The 14,676-nt window shown below is 56.4% G+C and carries 14 protein-coding genes; 6 read left to right on the top strand and 8 right to left on the bottom strand.

Annotated features, from left to right (window positions below):
* Window positions 1-25: 25 nt before the first annotated feature.
* From GP473_RS00565 to serS, 3 genes are all read right to left on the bottom strand, one after another.
* Window positions 26-898: an HAD family hydrolase gene (locus GP473_RS00565; protein WP_185769651.1), complete on the bottom strand. Its 873-nt coding sequence runs from the start codon at window positions 896-898 to the stop codon at window positions 26-28.
* Between the two features lie 35 nt (window positions 899-933).
* Window positions 934-1,881, bottom strand: a complete 948-nt coding sequence (locus GP473_RS00560; protein ID WP_185769652.1) for a lysophospholipid acyltransferase family protein — start codon at window positions 1,879-1,881, stop codon at window positions 934-936.
* Window positions 1,882-2,021: 140 nt separating this feature from the next.
* The gene (gene serS / locus GP473_RS00555) at window positions 2,022-3,296 is read right to left on the bottom strand and encodes a serine--tRNA ligase (protein WP_186276947.1); all 1,275 of its coding nucleotides are present in this window, start codon (window positions 3,294-3,296) and stop codon (window positions 2,022-2,024) included.
* Window positions 3,297-3,482: 186 nt separating this feature from the next.
* Here serS and GP473_RS00550 point away from each other — a divergent pair, with 186 nt between their 5' ends.
* Window positions 3,483-4,550, top strand: coding sequence for a septum formation family protein (locus GP473_RS00550; protein WP_185769654.1), 1,068 nt, complete (start codon window positions 3,483-3,485; stop codon window positions 4,548-4,550).
* Between the two features lie 46 nt (window positions 4,551-4,596).
* Window positions 4,597-4,947 (top strand): metallopeptidase family protein, encoded by a 351-nt coding sequence (locus GP473_RS00545; RefSeq protein ID WP_186276946.1) that lies wholly within the window; start codon window positions 4,597-4,599, stop codon window positions 4,945-4,947.
* Window positions 4,948-5,089: 142 nt separating this feature from the next.
* Here the strand turns inward: GP473_RS00545 and GP473_RS00540 are convergent, their stop codons facing one another.
* The gene (locus tag GP473_RS00540) at window positions 5,090-5,926 is read right to left on the bottom strand and encodes a histidine phosphatase family protein (protein ID WP_186276945.1); all 837 of its coding nucleotides are present in this window, start codon (window positions 5,924-5,926) and stop codon (window positions 5,090-5,092) included.
* Window positions 5,927-5,986: 60 nt separating this feature from the next.
* A complete protein-coding gene (gene pheA / locus GP473_RS00535; protein ID WP_185769657.1) occupies window positions 5,987-6,946 on the bottom strand; it encodes a prephenate dehydratase in 960 nt (319 codons plus the stop codon).
* A gap of 45 nt (window positions 6,947-6,991) precedes the next feature.
* On the opposite strand from pheA, the gene GP473_RS00530 reads away from it, so the two are divergent.
* The 3 genes from GP473_RS00530 (at window position 6,992) to GP473_RS00520 (ending at window position 10,687) form a co-directional block, all read left to right on the top strand.
* Complete coding sequence (locus GP473_RS00530) at window positions 6,992-8,392, top strand: amidase (RefSeq protein WP_186276944.1); 1,401 nt, start codon at window positions 6,992-6,994, stop codon at window positions 8,390-8,392.
* On the top strand, window positions 8,383-9,159 hold the full coding sequence (locus GP473_RS00525; protein ID WP_186276943.1) for a CPBP family intramembrane glutamic endopeptidase: 777 nt from the start codon (window positions 8,383-8,385) through the stop codon (window positions 9,157-9,159). Before GP473_RS00530 ends, GP473_RS00525 begins: the two co-directional genes overlap by 10 nt.
* Window positions 9,160-9,247: 88 nt before the next feature.
* Complete coding sequence (locus GP473_RS00520) at window positions 9,248-10,687, top strand: LCP family protein (RefSeq protein ID WP_186276942.1); 1,440 nt, start codon at window positions 9,248-9,250, stop codon at window positions 10,685-10,687.
* A 142-nt stretch (window positions 10,688-10,829) separates the two neighbouring features.
* Here GP473_RS00520 and GP473_RS00515 read toward each other — a convergent pair whose 3' ends face one another.
* The 3 genes from GP473_RS00515 to GP473_RS00505 form a co-directional block, all read right to left on the bottom strand.
* The gene (locus GP473_RS00515; RefSeq protein ID WP_185769661.1) at window positions 10,830-11,741 is read right to left on the bottom strand and encodes a DUF5926 family protein; all 912 of its coding nucleotides are present in this window, start codon (window positions 11,739-11,741) and stop codon (window positions 10,830-10,832) included.
* A gap of 80 nt (window positions 11,742-11,821) precedes the next feature.
* Complete coding sequence (locus GP473_RS00510) at window positions 11,822-12,646, bottom strand: glycerophosphodiester phosphodiesterase (protein WP_246394813.1); 825 nt, start codon at window positions 12,644-12,646, stop codon at window positions 11,822-11,824.
* Between the two features lie 151 nt (window positions 12,647-12,797).
* Entirely contained in the window at window positions 12,798-13,763 is a 966-nt protein-coding gene (locus GP473_RS00505; protein ID WP_185769662.1) for an L-lactate dehydrogenase, read from the bottom strand.
* Between the two features lie 144 nt (window positions 13,764-13,907).
* On the opposite strand from GP473_RS00505, the gene GP473_RS00500 reads away from it, so the two are divergent.
* Window positions 13,908-14,510 (top strand): superoxide dismutase, encoded by a 603-nt coding sequence (locus tag GP473_RS00500; protein WP_185769663.1) that lies wholly within the window; start codon window positions 13,908-13,910, stop codon window positions 14,508-14,510.
* Window positions 14,511-14,676: the final 166 nt, after the last annotated feature.

The following is a 14,676-nucleotide window of genomic DNA, read 5'->3' as shown; positions in this document are numbered from 1 at the left end:
TACACATGCGCCGTCGCCGGAAATCCTAAAGAAACCAGGTTTCTAAAATCTCGGCCACACCGTCATTGTCGTTATCACCGGTGATGATGTCCGCGGCGTTTTTCACATCATCATGTGCATTCCCCATCGCTACCCCTACCCCCGCCCAAGTGAGCATTTCCAGGTCATTCGGCATGTCCCCGAAGGCCACCGCATCCTCGCCCGTCACACCCATCTGCTCCGCGATCCACTGCAAGGCCGATTGTTTGGAAACCCCCGGCGCGCTGATCTCCACCAGTCCACCATCCCAACTGAATGTGACGTTCACGTGTTGTGAATTGAGTCTGGGAGCAACTGCCTCATAGAGCTCTTGTGAGCACACGCGCGGATTGCGCACCAGCAATTTCACAGCAGGTTGCGCCACCAGCTCTTCCAGGCTCATCTCCTTATGCTCCTCAGAGAGCCACGCATGATCATAAGACCGTGTCACGCAGAATAGTTCGTCCGCTCGGTCAAATGCGCTAGTTCCTACCCGTTCTACGCCAAATGTCACGCCTTCCAGCGCAGGTTCTTCCTGATTTGCTGTCACATCCGACGCCAACCTCGCCACCGTATCGGTCAAGACGGCGGGTTGCAGCTCCACTGCCCGGATGATCTTGTCCCTGGCCGAGTCGTAAATCACCGCCCCATTGGCACACACGCACAAGGGCTTGACTACAAGTTGTTCCAGCACCGGAAGCAGCCAGCGCGCCGGGCGGCCTGTCGCCAGGGAAAACACTGTGCCCTGGCGTTTCATGTTTGCCACGACGTTACGCAAACGTGGGCTGACGCGCTCCTTGCTGTTGAGGAATGTACCGTCAATATCTGACACGACGAACAGCGGAGCGGGACGTTCTGCGAGTGGGGCGGTGCGCTGCATAAACCGTGGCTCCAAAAATACGTAAAACGGCGAGTTTAGTTTGTGCGGATTTTCCGGAGGCGCTGCTTCACCCGCACCAATAACTTTTTCACACCAGTGGCGTTCGCCAATTCAGCCCGGTCTGTGGCTTGCTGCACCCCGAGCATGGCGTTGCGCTCAGCGCGTTTCTTCTTGCGCTCTTCAGCGTCTTTGCGGTCCTGTATGGTTGCTTCTTCGAGAGTTGGAGCACTGCCTCCCATAGACGCAGGTACCCAGTATTCACCCTCAGGCATCGGGCCGAAACGTTCCACGTATTCATTGCGGGCCTTGAGCAACAGTTCCTGCATAGCAGTACGTAGTCGCTCCGTAGTTTCCTTCGCATCTGCGGTGACTTCTACCGGCTCACCCACGTACATAATGATCTTGGCATTTTTCGGACGCCATACGGAGGGGTAGCCCTTGGTCCATACTCGCTGCGATCCCCACAAAATGAGCGGGATGAGCGGTACACCGCCTTCATATGCGATACGTGCTGCCCCCTCACGCAACTCCTTAATCTCGAAAGAGCGAGAGATGGTGGCCTCTGGGAAAATGCCCACAAGTTGCCCTTGCTTCAAACGGCGTACGGCTTCTCGTGCGGACTCCGCCCCTGCTTCACGATCCACTGGGATGTGTTTCAAACTCCGCATAATCTGGCCGGCAACAGGGGTATCAAAGATCTCCTTCTTCGCCATGTAGCGAACCAGACGTCCACCGTTGAATGCAGCCGGGATGCCGCCATAGACAAAGTCCCAATACCCCGTGTGATTCATTGCGATCATCGCCGGCCCATCCTGCGGAATACGCTCTGCATGCTTGATGAACACCTCAAGCCGCTGAACATACTTCATCCAGAACTTGGCGAAAGGAATAACAATGCGCCCATACACCAACTCCTTACTCTCAGGGTGGCTGAAGGTCGGGGTGAAATCGGACGGAAAGTGAAAGTTACTCACGGCGAACATATCCTCTACAAGACACGAAGGTTGGCGTCGGAAAAAGTCGGCTACAAGAAAAGAATCGAAAAGGGAGTAGGCAGAGGGGAGCCATCCTTGCCTAGCTGTGCTGACGGTTTCACTACTGAGACTCCCTTGGCCCGTAGGGGTTAGTGCACAGGCGTGAGGACATCCTTGCCTACAAACGGGCGCAGAGCTTCCGGAACCACCACGGAGCCGTCGGACTGCTGGTTGTTCTCCAAGATAGCTACCAGCCACCGAGTGGTAGCCAGCGTACCGTTCAGCGTGGCAACGGTCTGAGGCTTGCCATTTTCATCACGGTAACGAGTCTTCAAACGGCGACCCTGGAATGTTGTGCAGTTAGAGGTCGAGGTCAACTCACGGTAAGTATTTTGGGTGGGAACCCACGCCTCTGTATCAAACTTACGCGCAGCGGAGGAGCCCAAATCGCCACCCGCCACGTCGATTACCCGGTATGGAACGTTCATGGCGGCCAGCATCTCCTTCTCCATCCCCAGGAGTTTCTGGTGCTGTTCGTGAGCCTCCTCCGGCTTGCAGTAAACAAACATCTCCAGTTTGTCGAACTGGTGCACGCGGATGATGCCACGGGTGTCTTTACCGTAGGAGCCTGCCTCACGGCGGAAGCACGAAGACCATCCCGCGTAGCGCACCGGCCCGTCGGACAGATCGATAATCTCATCGGAATGATAACCGGCAAGTGCAACCTCAGAGGTACCGACGAGGTAAAGGTCGTCCTCCTCCAAGTGATAAACCTCATCAGCGTGGGCACCTAAGAAACCAGTGCCGGCCATAATGTCAGGCCGAACCAACACTGGAGGAATCATGAGTTGAAAACCATGAGCCATCGCCTTTTGAACGGCTAATTGGAGCATTCCCAGTTGCAAGAGAGCGCCATCACCGGTGAGGAAGTAAAAACGAGCCCCGGAGACTTTCGTTCCACGCTTCATATCGATGAGCCCGAGGGATTCGCCCAGTTCTAGGTGATCCTTCGGCTCAAAGTCGAATTCCGGAGGGGTCCCAATGTGCTCGAGGACAACAAAGTCCTCTTCGCCTCCAGCGGGGGCGCCTTCTTCCACAACGTTGGAAATTTTCATCTGCAGGTCATACACAGCCTGTTCAGCGGCGTTCTGCTCCGCCTCTAGCTCCTTGACGCGCTCAGCTTTGGCCTTACCTTCCTCGCGAAGCTTCGCCTTGTCCTCATCTGAAGCGCTCCGCATCAGCTTGCCCATGTCTTTGCTGAAAGCTTTCTGCTCGGAACGAGCGGAATCGGCAGCTGCAATCGCTTCACGACGCCGGGAATCAGCCTCCAACAGCTGATCCACTAACCCCTCATCTTCTCCTCGAGTCCGTTGAGATGCGCGCACGAGTTCAGGATTGTCCCACAGGAGCTTAAGATCGATCATGCTACTTAGCTTAGCTATAGTGGCCGTACGAGACCCACTTAACTCAACCCAGTTATTGGATCACCCCGCTATGGGAAGGCAGCGCTGTCAAATTAGCCTCGCGCCGCATCGTGGAGCTTTATGCTGACTCGCTTAATGCCCGACCTGACCGACGCCACTACCTGCCGAAATCGGAAGTGAAAAGCCTTGAGCATTAGCCGTTCACAGCGCGCACGACGTTCGCGCTCTCTCACTGTGGTTCTCACCGCGATGCTGTGCGGTGGTGTGAGCGCGGGTGCTTACGGGTACATGTCGCCAAAGGATTCCAACCCTCTGGCAGCCCAGGTTCATAACACCAAAGCTCCCGCAGAACCCGAGGTCCCAACATTCACAGATGCAGACACCGGCTCCTGCGTGAACTGGACTCCCGGTAAAGACGGCCTCAATACGGGGTTTACCAGTGTGGAGTGTGCGCAGCCGCATCGCTTTGAGGTTTCTGCTCGTGAAGACCTCAGCAAGTACCCCACCAGTGAATTCGGTAAAGATGCACAACGGCCCGGCCTAGAACGTCAACAGCAGCTCACTGCCGAGCTATGCAACGGCCCAACTTTGGCCTACCTAAAGGGCAAGTTGGATCCTGAGGGACGTTATCAAATCTCCCCTATTCTCCCACCGGCCTCGTACTGGGAAAAGGGCGACCGCACAATGCTCTGCGGGGTGATGGTTCCCGACGCGAATGGTCGTTCCGTTGAGACTGTGGGACTAGCTGCAGAAACCGACCAGGCACGAGCCTATCCTGCAGATACGTGTGTACGCGTGGACAACAACGTTCCCGTCCAAGTTCCCTGCAACCAGGATCACACGTGGCAGGTCACGGACGTTGTGAACCTCGCTAGCGCCTTCCCAGATGCATGGCCGAATGACGATAAACAAAACGAGTTTCTCAATAAACGATGCACGGAAGCTGCCCAGAAGTACCTCGGCAGCGATGACAATCTTTACTACTCCACCTTGACACCGTTTTGGACAACAATCCACGCTCAGTCTTGGGAAGCAGGTTCCCGCACCGTGAACTGTGCACTCACCTTCGGTCGCGAAGGCGGAGGGTTCGCTGTCTTAAATGGCGATGTCCGCCAGGGTTTCACCATTGATGGCAAGCAACCGGTTACTCCTCCCAAGCGTAATCCACTGCGCTCAGAAGCAAACAACCAAGCCCCCACGGACAGTGGTGCCGGAACCAATAATTCCGGCACGTCACCAGCGCAGGGACAATAGGGTCGCGCTGAGAATTACCAGCCCCTTCACAGGAAAAACACTCACCATGGCGTTGTATGTCACCGAGGAAGAGTTCGACGAACTCGTTGACTTAGGGCTGCAACGCATCCCTCGGGAAATACTGCGCCACGTCACTAACGTGGCGATCGTCGTCGAGGATGCCAACAGTGAGGACCCCACTATTCTGGGGCTGTATGAGGGCGTTGCGCTCACCGACCGCACCAGTGAATACACGTCCATCCTTCCGGACAAGATCTCTATTTACCGGCAGCCGCTATGCGAGATGGCAGCCAACCATACGGAGCTCGTCGAACAGGTCGCCATTACCGTTATTCATGAACTGGCTCATCACTTTGGTATCGATGACGAACGCCTGCACGAACTGGGCTGGGCTTAGGCGGCCGTGATGTATCTCCTGTGGAATCTCTCCTGTGAGGACTCTTAGGTTCCCGCAGTGATTCTTCGACACGTGAGGACTACTGGGTTTCCTGCGGTGATTCTTCGACACGTGAGGACTATTGAGTTCGTGGGGAATGGGTCTATGGCGAATAGGGCTGCGGGCGTCCATGTTCACCCCATTCGACGATGGTGAAGGCACCGTATCCCTTCAGAAAATCCTGCGCAATGGCCTCTGCAAGCTGGTCCACATTGTGGGGAATCTCAAGCTGAATAAAATGCGAATTCTGCAAATACCCCTGAAAGGCCCACTCTGGATCCACAGCCCCCAAGTAACGAGCCACTAAACGGATCACTGCGCCGTGGCTAACCAGTGCAATCTCTGCTGATTCGGAGCCTTTCGTCCCCGCCGGGTGCATCTGTTCTTCTACTTTCACTGCGGCCATGAGAGCCAGCAACTGCGTCACATACGTCCGCAAAACCTGGGCGCCAGTGCTACCGCCGGGCATCGAGAGCTCCACGTTCCCCGCCATCCATGAACCAAGGATGGTGTGGTATCCCACGAGGGAATCATGGTCGGTTTTCATCTCATAGTTACCAGCGGGAATCTCACTCACACCGTGGATCATCGCTAGCTTCTCACCCAATTCCCCAGCGAGAAAAGTCGCGGTGGCGTCGGAAAAAGAAGAAAGATCTTTCCCTGTGAAGAAGGAGGAAAAAGCTGAGCCAGGGCCAGACGGCGCCAAACAGCCATCGAAGTCAACGAAACTCGCTGCCAGCTGCGCCGCAGTCTGTTGTGCACGCGCAGCCTGGCTAGATAGAACGTGAAGACAGCTCGAACGCTGCGCGAGAATGCGCCCCACGCTGGTGGCTTGTTCACGCCCCAATTCAGTGAGATCTGCACCGGGCAAGGCTGTATCCAGCGCGCGGATTTCGTTCGATGTCGTCTGTCCGTGCCTGACCAAAAACAGGTGGCTCACTGGCAACGATCCTCTCCAGGCATGGTGTCGTTGGGGGCGTGATCGTGGAAACGGGAACGGTTAGAGGTTAGACCGGTGCAGCAGTTGGCGCACCCATTCCTTAGACTCAGCGTAATCCGGAGGGGTATGTCCTGCCGGAGGAATACGTCCGTCAGCGTCCAACACTGCGCGCGGCCATGAACCCATAAACCTCAGCTCATGGGTGCTGCGCTTCAGTCCGGCCAAAGCTTCCGCCACAGAATCATCTTCGATGTGCCCCACGATGCCCACATGGAAACTGTACGGGCTGCCTTCCCTATGCGTGGGTCGGGAGCTGATACGGGACATGTCCACACCACGAGTAGCTAACTCTGCTAAGGCCGTCATGAGGCTAGAGGGTTCATTCTTCAGTGTGAAAATCACCCCGGTACGGTCATCGCCGGTACGAGCGGGAATCTCACCCGGCTGTCGAACCAAAACAAAACGCGTGAAAGCACCCTTCATATCGGCCACTCCCTCTGCCAGCGCTTCCAAGGCAAAAAGCTCCCCGGCACGCGCAGGGGCGGCCGCTGCATCAGCCTTGCCCTCCGCTACGGCCTGAGCTGCCGCTGCGTTACTCGACGCGGGAATGAAATCCACATTGTGTAGGTGATCTCTCACCCAACTGCGCACCTGAGCCTCAGCGACAGGATGGGTGGTGAAAGTCTTAATATCTTGTAGTTGAGTTCCCGGACGGACCAGGATGGAGAAGACGATCGGCACCAAGGTTTCACGGATGACCTGAAGACGAGACCCATTGGCCAGTGCATCTTCAGTCTGAGCGACTGGCCCGTCCACGACGGATTCCAGAGCAACCACCGCATAATCCGCCTCCCCGGCACGCACCTTATCGAGCGCGATTCGTGGAGAGTGCACCGGCGTGCTCCGACAATCTACTGGCAAGTGACCTGCGGCGATCAGATCGTGCAGGGCCTGTTCAGTGAAGGTTCCACGCGGTCCGAGAAAAGCGACGGTCGGGGTGCCAGTAATTGCGTTGCTCATGAACTTCACTGTAGCTGTCTCATCCAGCGAGTAGGGTGAGCAGCGATGCATGATACCTCCTTTCCTTCCTCCTCTTTCGCGCAGCGCTTGGCGCATGCTGTGGATGTGACTGGACTATCCCCTGCGGAGCTAGGGATCGCCAGGGTCTATGAACGGGCGCATAGTCTTCACCCCTACCCGTCGGATTTCTTCTCGACGCCACCGCAGCCACACCAACAGTCCCCCCTTTATGGCCAGGAAGTGCTCATTAAGGACTTACAACAGGTGGAAGGCGAGATCGCAACTTTTGGCAGTGAACGGCTTTCACGTACCGCTATGTATCATGATTCCGCTGCTCGGCGCCTGTTATCTCACGGTGCCATCCTGGTCGGGGCCAGCAGCACTTCAGAGTTCGGTGCGACCGCCTACACCGAACCGGTTGGGCAAGTGGCGCCGGTCAATCCACTCAACCCGGAATTCATGTGTGGCGGTTCCTCTGGCGGTGCGGCGGTCGCTGTTGCGCGGGGTCTTGTGGACATTGCTCACGCCACTGACGGAGGTGGCTCTATCCGCATTCCTGCTGCTTGTTGCGGCTTGGTGGGGTTGAAACCAGTGCACGATAATTCCATCGGAGGCTTCACCCCGGTGGCTCACGGTTTCCTGGCCAAGGATCTGTACACCACGGCTCGAGCCTACGGACTCCAACTTCCGGAGCTATCTTCTTTCGCGGACGCCCCGCTACGCATCGGTTATACCAATAGGCCTTTTCATTCCCTCACCACTGTGGATCCCCAGATCGCAGCGGCGACTGCTGCGGTAACAGGCTTGCTAGCCTCCACCCCGGCAGTGGAATCGGTCATTCAGGCTCCCGCGCCGTACGCCCCCGAAAAGTTCTCTCTGTTCACGGAGTTCTTCGCCTCTCACTGCACAGACTTACCTGCACCGCTTTCACCAATCACCTCGTGGCTTAAAGAGCAAGGACGGATGGTGGACAAGTGGCGTCTGGAAAAAGTGCACGCGGAACTCCAGGCCGTTCAGCACGAAGTCAGCATCTCCTGGCAGGATCTGGATCTCGTCGCTACTCCAATGCTTGCGTGCGCTCCCCCACCTCCGGGTACATTCTCCGCCCTAGAGCCCCGCTTGAATTTCCTCGCGCAGACTGCATGGACACCATGGGGAACGCTATGGAATATGACCGGCTGGGCTTGCGTATCCGTTCCTTTAGTTCATCCCACGAAGGTACCGGGGCGCTGGCCCATCTCGCTTTTGCTAGGAGCAGTCAGTGATCGCGTCTCTGAAGGCGCATTGCTGGCATTAGCTCGTAGCGTGCAGCATCTCGCGGGCATGTTGCCAGCGGAGTCGCTTTCTTTGGCCGCACCTGGAGACATCGAAAAACTCGGCTACCGGCCTACCCCTGCACCCCATACACTTTCTGAGCATGGCCACGGTGATCGTCCATGTCACTAAACCAACGCCCCTCACACGGTGGTTATGACAATGTCGCCGCCGTACGCTGGGAGCTCCTCATCGTCTTGACCGTCACCTATGGAGCTTCTGGGCTGCGCGCGATTTTACGATTGATCGACGCCACCCTCAGCTCCACAAAACTCAATGAGCAAACCGCCACGCTTAACGCCCAGCAGTCCCCTACGCCCTGGCTAGACCCTTTGCTACAGATCAGCAGTAGCGGCGTATTATTCGCCTGGGGCGGGCTCGCTGTTTTGCTTTTGCTCAGGCATGTTCCTTTAAGAACGAACCTCGCACCCCGCACCGTGTGGCGCATGCGTAGCAAGGACTGGCTATTTGGTGCAGGCTTAGCAGCCATCATCGGTTTGCCGGGGCTGCTGTTTTACTTCACTGCCTTACATTTAGGGCTAACAAAGCAAGTCGTTCCCTCCGGCCTTGACGACAATGTCTGGCAACTACCACTGCTCATCCTCAACTCTTGGGCTAATGGCTTTGCCGAGGAGATTATTGTTGTCGCCTGGCTCGGTACACGCTTACGGCAATTACGAGTGCCCTGGCCATGGGTTTTCTTCTTCAGCGCGCTGTTGAGAGGCAGCTATCACCTCTACCAGGGATATTCAGCCGGTGTGGGGAATATCGTCATGGGGCTGTTTTACCTCTGGTATTGGAAGAAAACCGGCCGCGTATGGCCGCTCATTATCGCCCACGGGCTTATCGATAGCGTCGCCTTCGTTGGCTATACGATGCTCGGCGGTATCCCCGGCTAGTTCATCAGCACAGCTCGTCAGCGGCGCGCAGGGTTACTACGGCCGTGTGCGCAGCTAGTGCGGCGCAATGTGGGCTACGATGTCCCACATGAATTCACGTCCCGGCGATTACTCACACAAGGATGATGACTGCGCATACGACCATAACGGCAATCCCCTCGTGGATCGCTTTGGCCGTCCAGTACGTCGCCGTTCCAACCTGCCGCGACCACAATCTTCAAACTCCCACTCCGATCAATCGCGAGCCGGCATACGACGCTCCTCTACGTCCAGCCCCAACTCTAATAGCACAGGCCGGCATCGTCGCCCATCTGCTCAACCTCAGCCTCCGCAGTACCGACGTACCATCGCCCCAGGCTCCAGTGCTCACTCCGGCTATCAGGATTATTCCAATGCCGCGTACCCAGCTGGGGATTACCCTCCTGATAGGTACGCTGCTCGGAGTTCCCGCAACAGCGCCTATTCTTCTCAGGGATACGGCGATAACCAGGACTATCGCGACAGAGAACACGCTCCCCGGGCTGGTTATGACCAACGCCTCTCTGCCTCTCAGTATGGACGAGACGGGCAGCGGTGGCGTCGCCCTCAGGCGAAAAACACTTCTTTCAAGCGCCGTCGCTTTCCACTTTTCAAAACCTTGGGCGCGATTCTCCTCGTGCTCTGTGCCCTAGTGATCGGTACTGGAATATGGGTTGATACTTCCCTCAACCGCACTGATGCGCTCACCACATACGACGGGCGCCCTGGCAACACGAAGGGCACCAATTGGCTGCTCGTGGGCAGCGATTCCCGCGCCGGGCTTTCCGAAGCGGATGCGGAGAGATTATCCGCGGGGGAAATCAACGATTCGGCAGGGCGCACAGACACCATCATGGTCGTGAACATCCCTACATTCGGCGGTAAGCCGAAGATTATTAGCTTCCCCCGGGACAGTTACGTCAATATCCCTGGCCACGGTATGAATAAGATCAACGCCGCCTTCAGCCTAGGGGGACCACAACTATTACAAAAGACCATCGAACAGGCCACTGGATGGCGTATTGACCACTATGCAGAAATCGGCTTCGGCGGCTTTGCCAGCCTGGTGGATAGCGTGGGCGGGATCACCATGTGCCTCGACCAACCACTGCAGGATCCGATGGCGGGCATCAATCTGCAAGCGGGATGCCAGAAAATGAACGGTGTGACAGCCTTGGGCTATGTACGCTCCCGCTACACGTCCGCCGGAGGCGATCTTGACCGTGCGCGGCGTCAGCGGGAATTCGTATCCGCGCTGAGCAAGAAAATCGCTAGTCCAGGCACGCTACTCAATCCGTTCACATTCTTCCCCGTGGTGAAAGGGATGACCGGCTCACTGACCGTGGACAAGGGTACCCATGTATGGAACCTCACTCGGCTGGGGTTGGCTATTGCTGGCGGCACCGAGCAAGTAGAAATCCCCGTGGCTGGTTATCAAGATCTGGACGTGGGCAACGTGGTTATGTGGGACGAGCAGGGCGCGGAACAACTCTTCGCATCCCTCAGATAGCTCAGACAGACCACATAACCGATGCGAAATAGGCCAACCACATGCACCGGCGTACAGCGTGCGAACGGTAGTGGACGGAATTCACCCACCCACGCGCGCCCATAAGCTTGTGCCCACTGCGAACGCTGCGAACACAAGCACACTAGCGGATGGTCACTTCGCGGGAGATGATCGTCTGTTTAGACTTATGCTCATCAGCGGTCAAGGCATCTGTGGAGGCGATAGCGCCGCTAATCTTCTTGTCTAAAGCTTCCAGGCCAGCTGCCCAGTGGCTGTGTTCCTTGGAATTGTCAAGATCCCATACCGGAACCAACACGCCGTGTGTACGGAATACACCGGCGAACTTGGATCCTTCACCCACGTGCAACTCTCCAGCCGCATGTACGCGTGCTAAAGCGTTCAGTAGGTCAGCTTCAGCTTCCGGGCGGATCCAACGGATGTGGGCTTTTTCTCCCGGGTTGATCCACCAAGCCGCACCGGAGATGTTCGCGTCGATGCGGTCGGATGGCAAGATGGCGTCATTGGCTTGCCGGAGGGTCGCCGCGACCTGTGGGTTCTTCAGGGCCTCTTCCGTCAACCACCAGTTGAAATCCTGTTCCACAACGATCTCCGGAGTGGAATCTTTCTCCAGCAATTCGGACAGATCTGGCTCAGAACCGTCAGAGATGCCGATCTCTAGCGACTCCCCTGGCCTAGCGCTCTTGAGCCAGTTCAGAGCAAAGGCGAGGTCGCGGTTTGGATTATCTCCGCGGCGCTGGGTCTGCAAAGCAACGAATGCCTCGCCTCCATCGTCCTCACTGCGCACCAAGGCAGCCACCGCACCTGGCAGAACCGTGCCCACATGGACTGTGCGGTCAATACCTTTCACATCAGCGATGAAATGGGCAGAAGGAACGAACTCTTGCAACGCAATGAGGTCGGCTTCGAGTGCGTATCCGTCATATGGTCGTGTGTCTTTGGCCAACTTGGCACGCTCAGCAGCACGAGCTGCGAGCTTCGCCTGACGGCGGCTCATGCCCTCTGGCAGGTTTTCTTTCTTCTTCTTTTTAGCCACGGTGGCGATTCTATATTCTCAACCGCCTTTTGTACCGACGCCCAGGCGGTACCAGCGCAACGTCTACCCAACATGAGGTATCAGGCAATGCCGCGCCGGAACTCCTTTTCGAGTTCATCGTCACGCCAGATTTTCGCTCGTCCCGGATAGTTCGTCGCGAGCCAATCCACACTGTGGCGTAGTGCCCAGCGTACGTCGTCTTCCTTGTCTGCAGTCCACACATAGGTGTCGACGTTACGTCGCCCAACGATGTCGGGTCTGACCCGAGCCTTCGCAATTGATACTCCGTGCGCACCCACCAGGCCCATTGCTTCCAGGCTGGGATGAACCATGCGCTGAAATTCTCGCCTCAACAAAATTCTGCGCAAACGTGGGTTAATCATTGTAAAGCGCACTAGAGACTGCGGACTAAAGGAGATGATGCGCACGCTTGGGTCATCGTCGAGGCGGAATTTTCCCAGGGTCTCATTGAGGGTGTGTTCGACGCGCGGCCCGTAGCGGTTGGGGTGCTTCGTCTCAATAAACAACTCGCGTGACACAGACCCCGCCCACTCTTCGTGCACATCGAGGTTCTCCCGGCGCGTATCTTGGTAAAACTCCAGCAACTCGGCGAGGGTGATAACCTCTGCTGGTTCTTCAGGAGTACCGACGTTTATCTGGCGCATTTCCGCCAAGGTCATCGTGGATACTATTGCTTCGCCTTTGGGCAGGCGGTCTACCGCAACCCGTTCCATGGTGCGGTCATGGAAGCACACAAGGTGACCATCGCGAGTCAATCTGACATCGCATTCCAACCCGTCGGCTCCTCGATCAACGGCAAGTTCGTACGCTCCCAAGGTGTGTTCTGGGCGTTCTCCCGAAGCTCCGCGGTGAGCCACAATCTTCATGCTTTTATTTTTAGTCACCACACTCCCTCTTATGCACCCGGGTTTACTCAGTGTTCATCGACGTTTTCTTCCTACGTTGCCTGGCCTCCCCCTCCCTGACCACGAGCTACATAGCTGCTCAAGTGCGGACGATCTCGTCTTGGCGCGGCCTTACCTCGCACTCTATGCGCTAAAGTGCCCGCAAACCAGAATCCTGCATCACTCGCGTGAGAATATCGGCGGAATGCTGGAACTTAGCCGCTTCGTCGTCATCGAGGTCTAGTTCTACGACGTGCCGTATACCCCGACGATCAATAACCGCAGGTGTTCCTATGTAGATATCCTCCAGACCGTAGTGTCCTTCCAGAAGGGCGGAAACTGGTAGCACCACATCTTGGTTATGAAGAATCGCGCGAGTGATCCGCGCTAACCCCATGCCAATACCAAAACTCGTAGACCCCTTGGCCTGGATAATTTCGTAGGCGGCATCTCGGGTTTCCTCGAAGATCTTATCCGCGTCACTGGTATCCGCTTTCTCCAGCGCCCTGGTCTGCAGCATCTTCTTTAAAGGCACACCGCCTGCGCTACCTGCAGATAAAACTGGCAACTCCGTATCCCCATGTTCACCGATGACATATGCGTGAACGGAGGTTGGTGCTAAATCAAAATAGCGGCCAAGCGCATATCGATAGCGGGCTGTATCCAGGATTGTTCCCGAACCAATGACCTGATGAGAGGGCAGGCCAGACATCTTCCACGTGGCATAACTCAGCACATCCACCGGGTTCGTCGCCACAACGAAGACGCCGTTGAACCCCGCATCCATAACTTTTCCCACAATGTCTTTGAAGATGACGACGTTTCTACCGACAAGATCTAGGCGGGTTTCCCCCGGCTTTTGAGCCACTCCCGCACAGTTGACGACCATGGCAGCGTCGGCGCAATCCTCATATGTGCCCACGGTGACCTTGATGGAATGCCCACCCCATGGCACCGCATGGTTCAAGTCCTGGACGTGACCCCAGGTCTTACGTTCGTTGATGTCAATGATCGCCAGGTGATCACACAATCCCTGGTTGACCAGTGCATATGCATAAGCGATGCCTACATCGCCAGCGCCGATCAATACAATTTTCGCTCCAGTTGTAAGGGTCATGATGCCCACCCTAGACCCGTTCCCGACAGAAGACGTGTCAACTCAATGAACGTTTTACGAAAAGGAATTGTTGCGAAAGTCACTAAACATCTGGACACTGGAGGCAGTAACGAACAAACTTTCAAGGAAAGGACCGTACGCGCAATGGCTAAGTACGAACTTCCACAACTCGACTACGCATACGACGCACTGGAGCCACACATCTCCGGTGAGATCATGGAGATCCACCACACCAAGCACCACCAGAACTACGTTAACGGTGCAAACGCTGCTCTGGAGAAGCTTGACGCAGCTCGTAAAGATGGCTCCATCGCTGGTGTCGTCACCGCCCTCTCCAAGGATCTCGCATTCAACCTGGGTGGTCACACCAACCACTCCCTGTTCTGGAAAAACCTCTCTCCCAATGGCGGTGGCCAGCCCACCGGCGCTCTCGCTGAAGCCATCGACCGTGACTTCGGTTCCTTCGAAGCATTCCAGGAGCACTTCAACGGTGCCGCTCTGGGTCTGCAGGGCTCCGGTTGGGCAGTTCTGGGCTACGACCACATCGGTGAGCGTCTCGTCATCGAGCAGATGACCGACCAGCAGGGTAACCTCTCCGTTAACCTCACCCCACTGTTGCTCCTGGATATGTGGGAGCACGCTTTCTATCTGCAGTACAAGAACGTCAAGGCCGACTACGTGAAGGCCGTATGGAACGTTTTTAACTGGGATGAGGTTGCAGCTCGCTACGACGCTGCCCAGAAGTAATCACCACACAGTAATCCCAGACAGATTGCACCGCGCCCCCTCACGGAGGTAATGGCCTTGAGGATCATCCTTCGCGAGGGGGCGTTTTCCTGCATACTTCGCGGCTATTCATTGCCATCACATGGGCGTACCAACCACGTTGTGATGCACACTGAAGGACAAGTAG

The sequence above is a fragment of the Corynebacterium anserum genome (genome assembly GCF_014262665.1).
Taxonomy (GTDB): Bacteria; Actinomycetota; Actinomycetes; order Mycobacteriales; family Mycobacteriaceae; genus Corynebacterium; species Corynebacterium anserum.
Note: the sequence above shows the minus strand (reverse complement) of the source record. Positions and strands in the feature narration are given on the sequence as shown.

Coding starts and splice junctions, on each gene's coding strand:
- GP473_RS00505 (WP_185769662.1), bottom strand. CDS start 13,763: ATGACCCTTACAACTGGAGCGAAAATTGTATTGATCGGCGCTGGCGAT.
- GP473_RS00545 (WP_186276946.1), top strand. CDS start 4,597: ATGGCGTTGTATGTCACCGAGGAAGAGTTCGACGAACTCGTTGACTTA.
- GP473_RS00530 (WP_186276944.1), top strand. CDS start 6,992: ATGCATGATACCTCCTTTCCTTCCTCCTCTTTCGCGCAGCGCTTGGCG.
- GP473_RS00560 (WP_185769652.1), bottom strand. CDS start 1,881: ATGTTCGCCGTGAGTAACTTTCACTTTCCGTCCGATTTCACCCCGACC.
- GP473_RS00520 (WP_186276942.1), top strand. CDS start 9,248: ATGAATTCACGTCCCGGCGATTACTCACACAAGGATGATGACTGCGCA.
- GP473_RS00565 (WP_185769651.1), bottom strand. CDS start 898: ATGCAGCGCACCGCCCCACTCGCAGAACGTCCCGCTCCGCTGTTCGTC.
- GP473_RS00525 (WP_186276943.1), top strand. CDS start 8,383: ATGTCACTAAACCAACGCCCCTCACACGGTGGTTATGACAATGTCGCC.
- GP473_RS00500 (WP_185769663.1), top strand. CDS start 13,908: ATGGCTAAGTACGAACTTCCACAACTCGACTACGCATACGACGCACTG.
- pheA (WP_185769657.1), bottom strand. CDS start 6,946: ATGAGCAACGCAATTACTGGCACCCCGACCGTCGCTTTTCTCGGACCG.
- serS (WP_186276947.1), bottom strand. CDS start 3,296: ATGATCGATCTTAAGCTCCTGTGGGACAATCCTGAACTCGTGCGCGCA.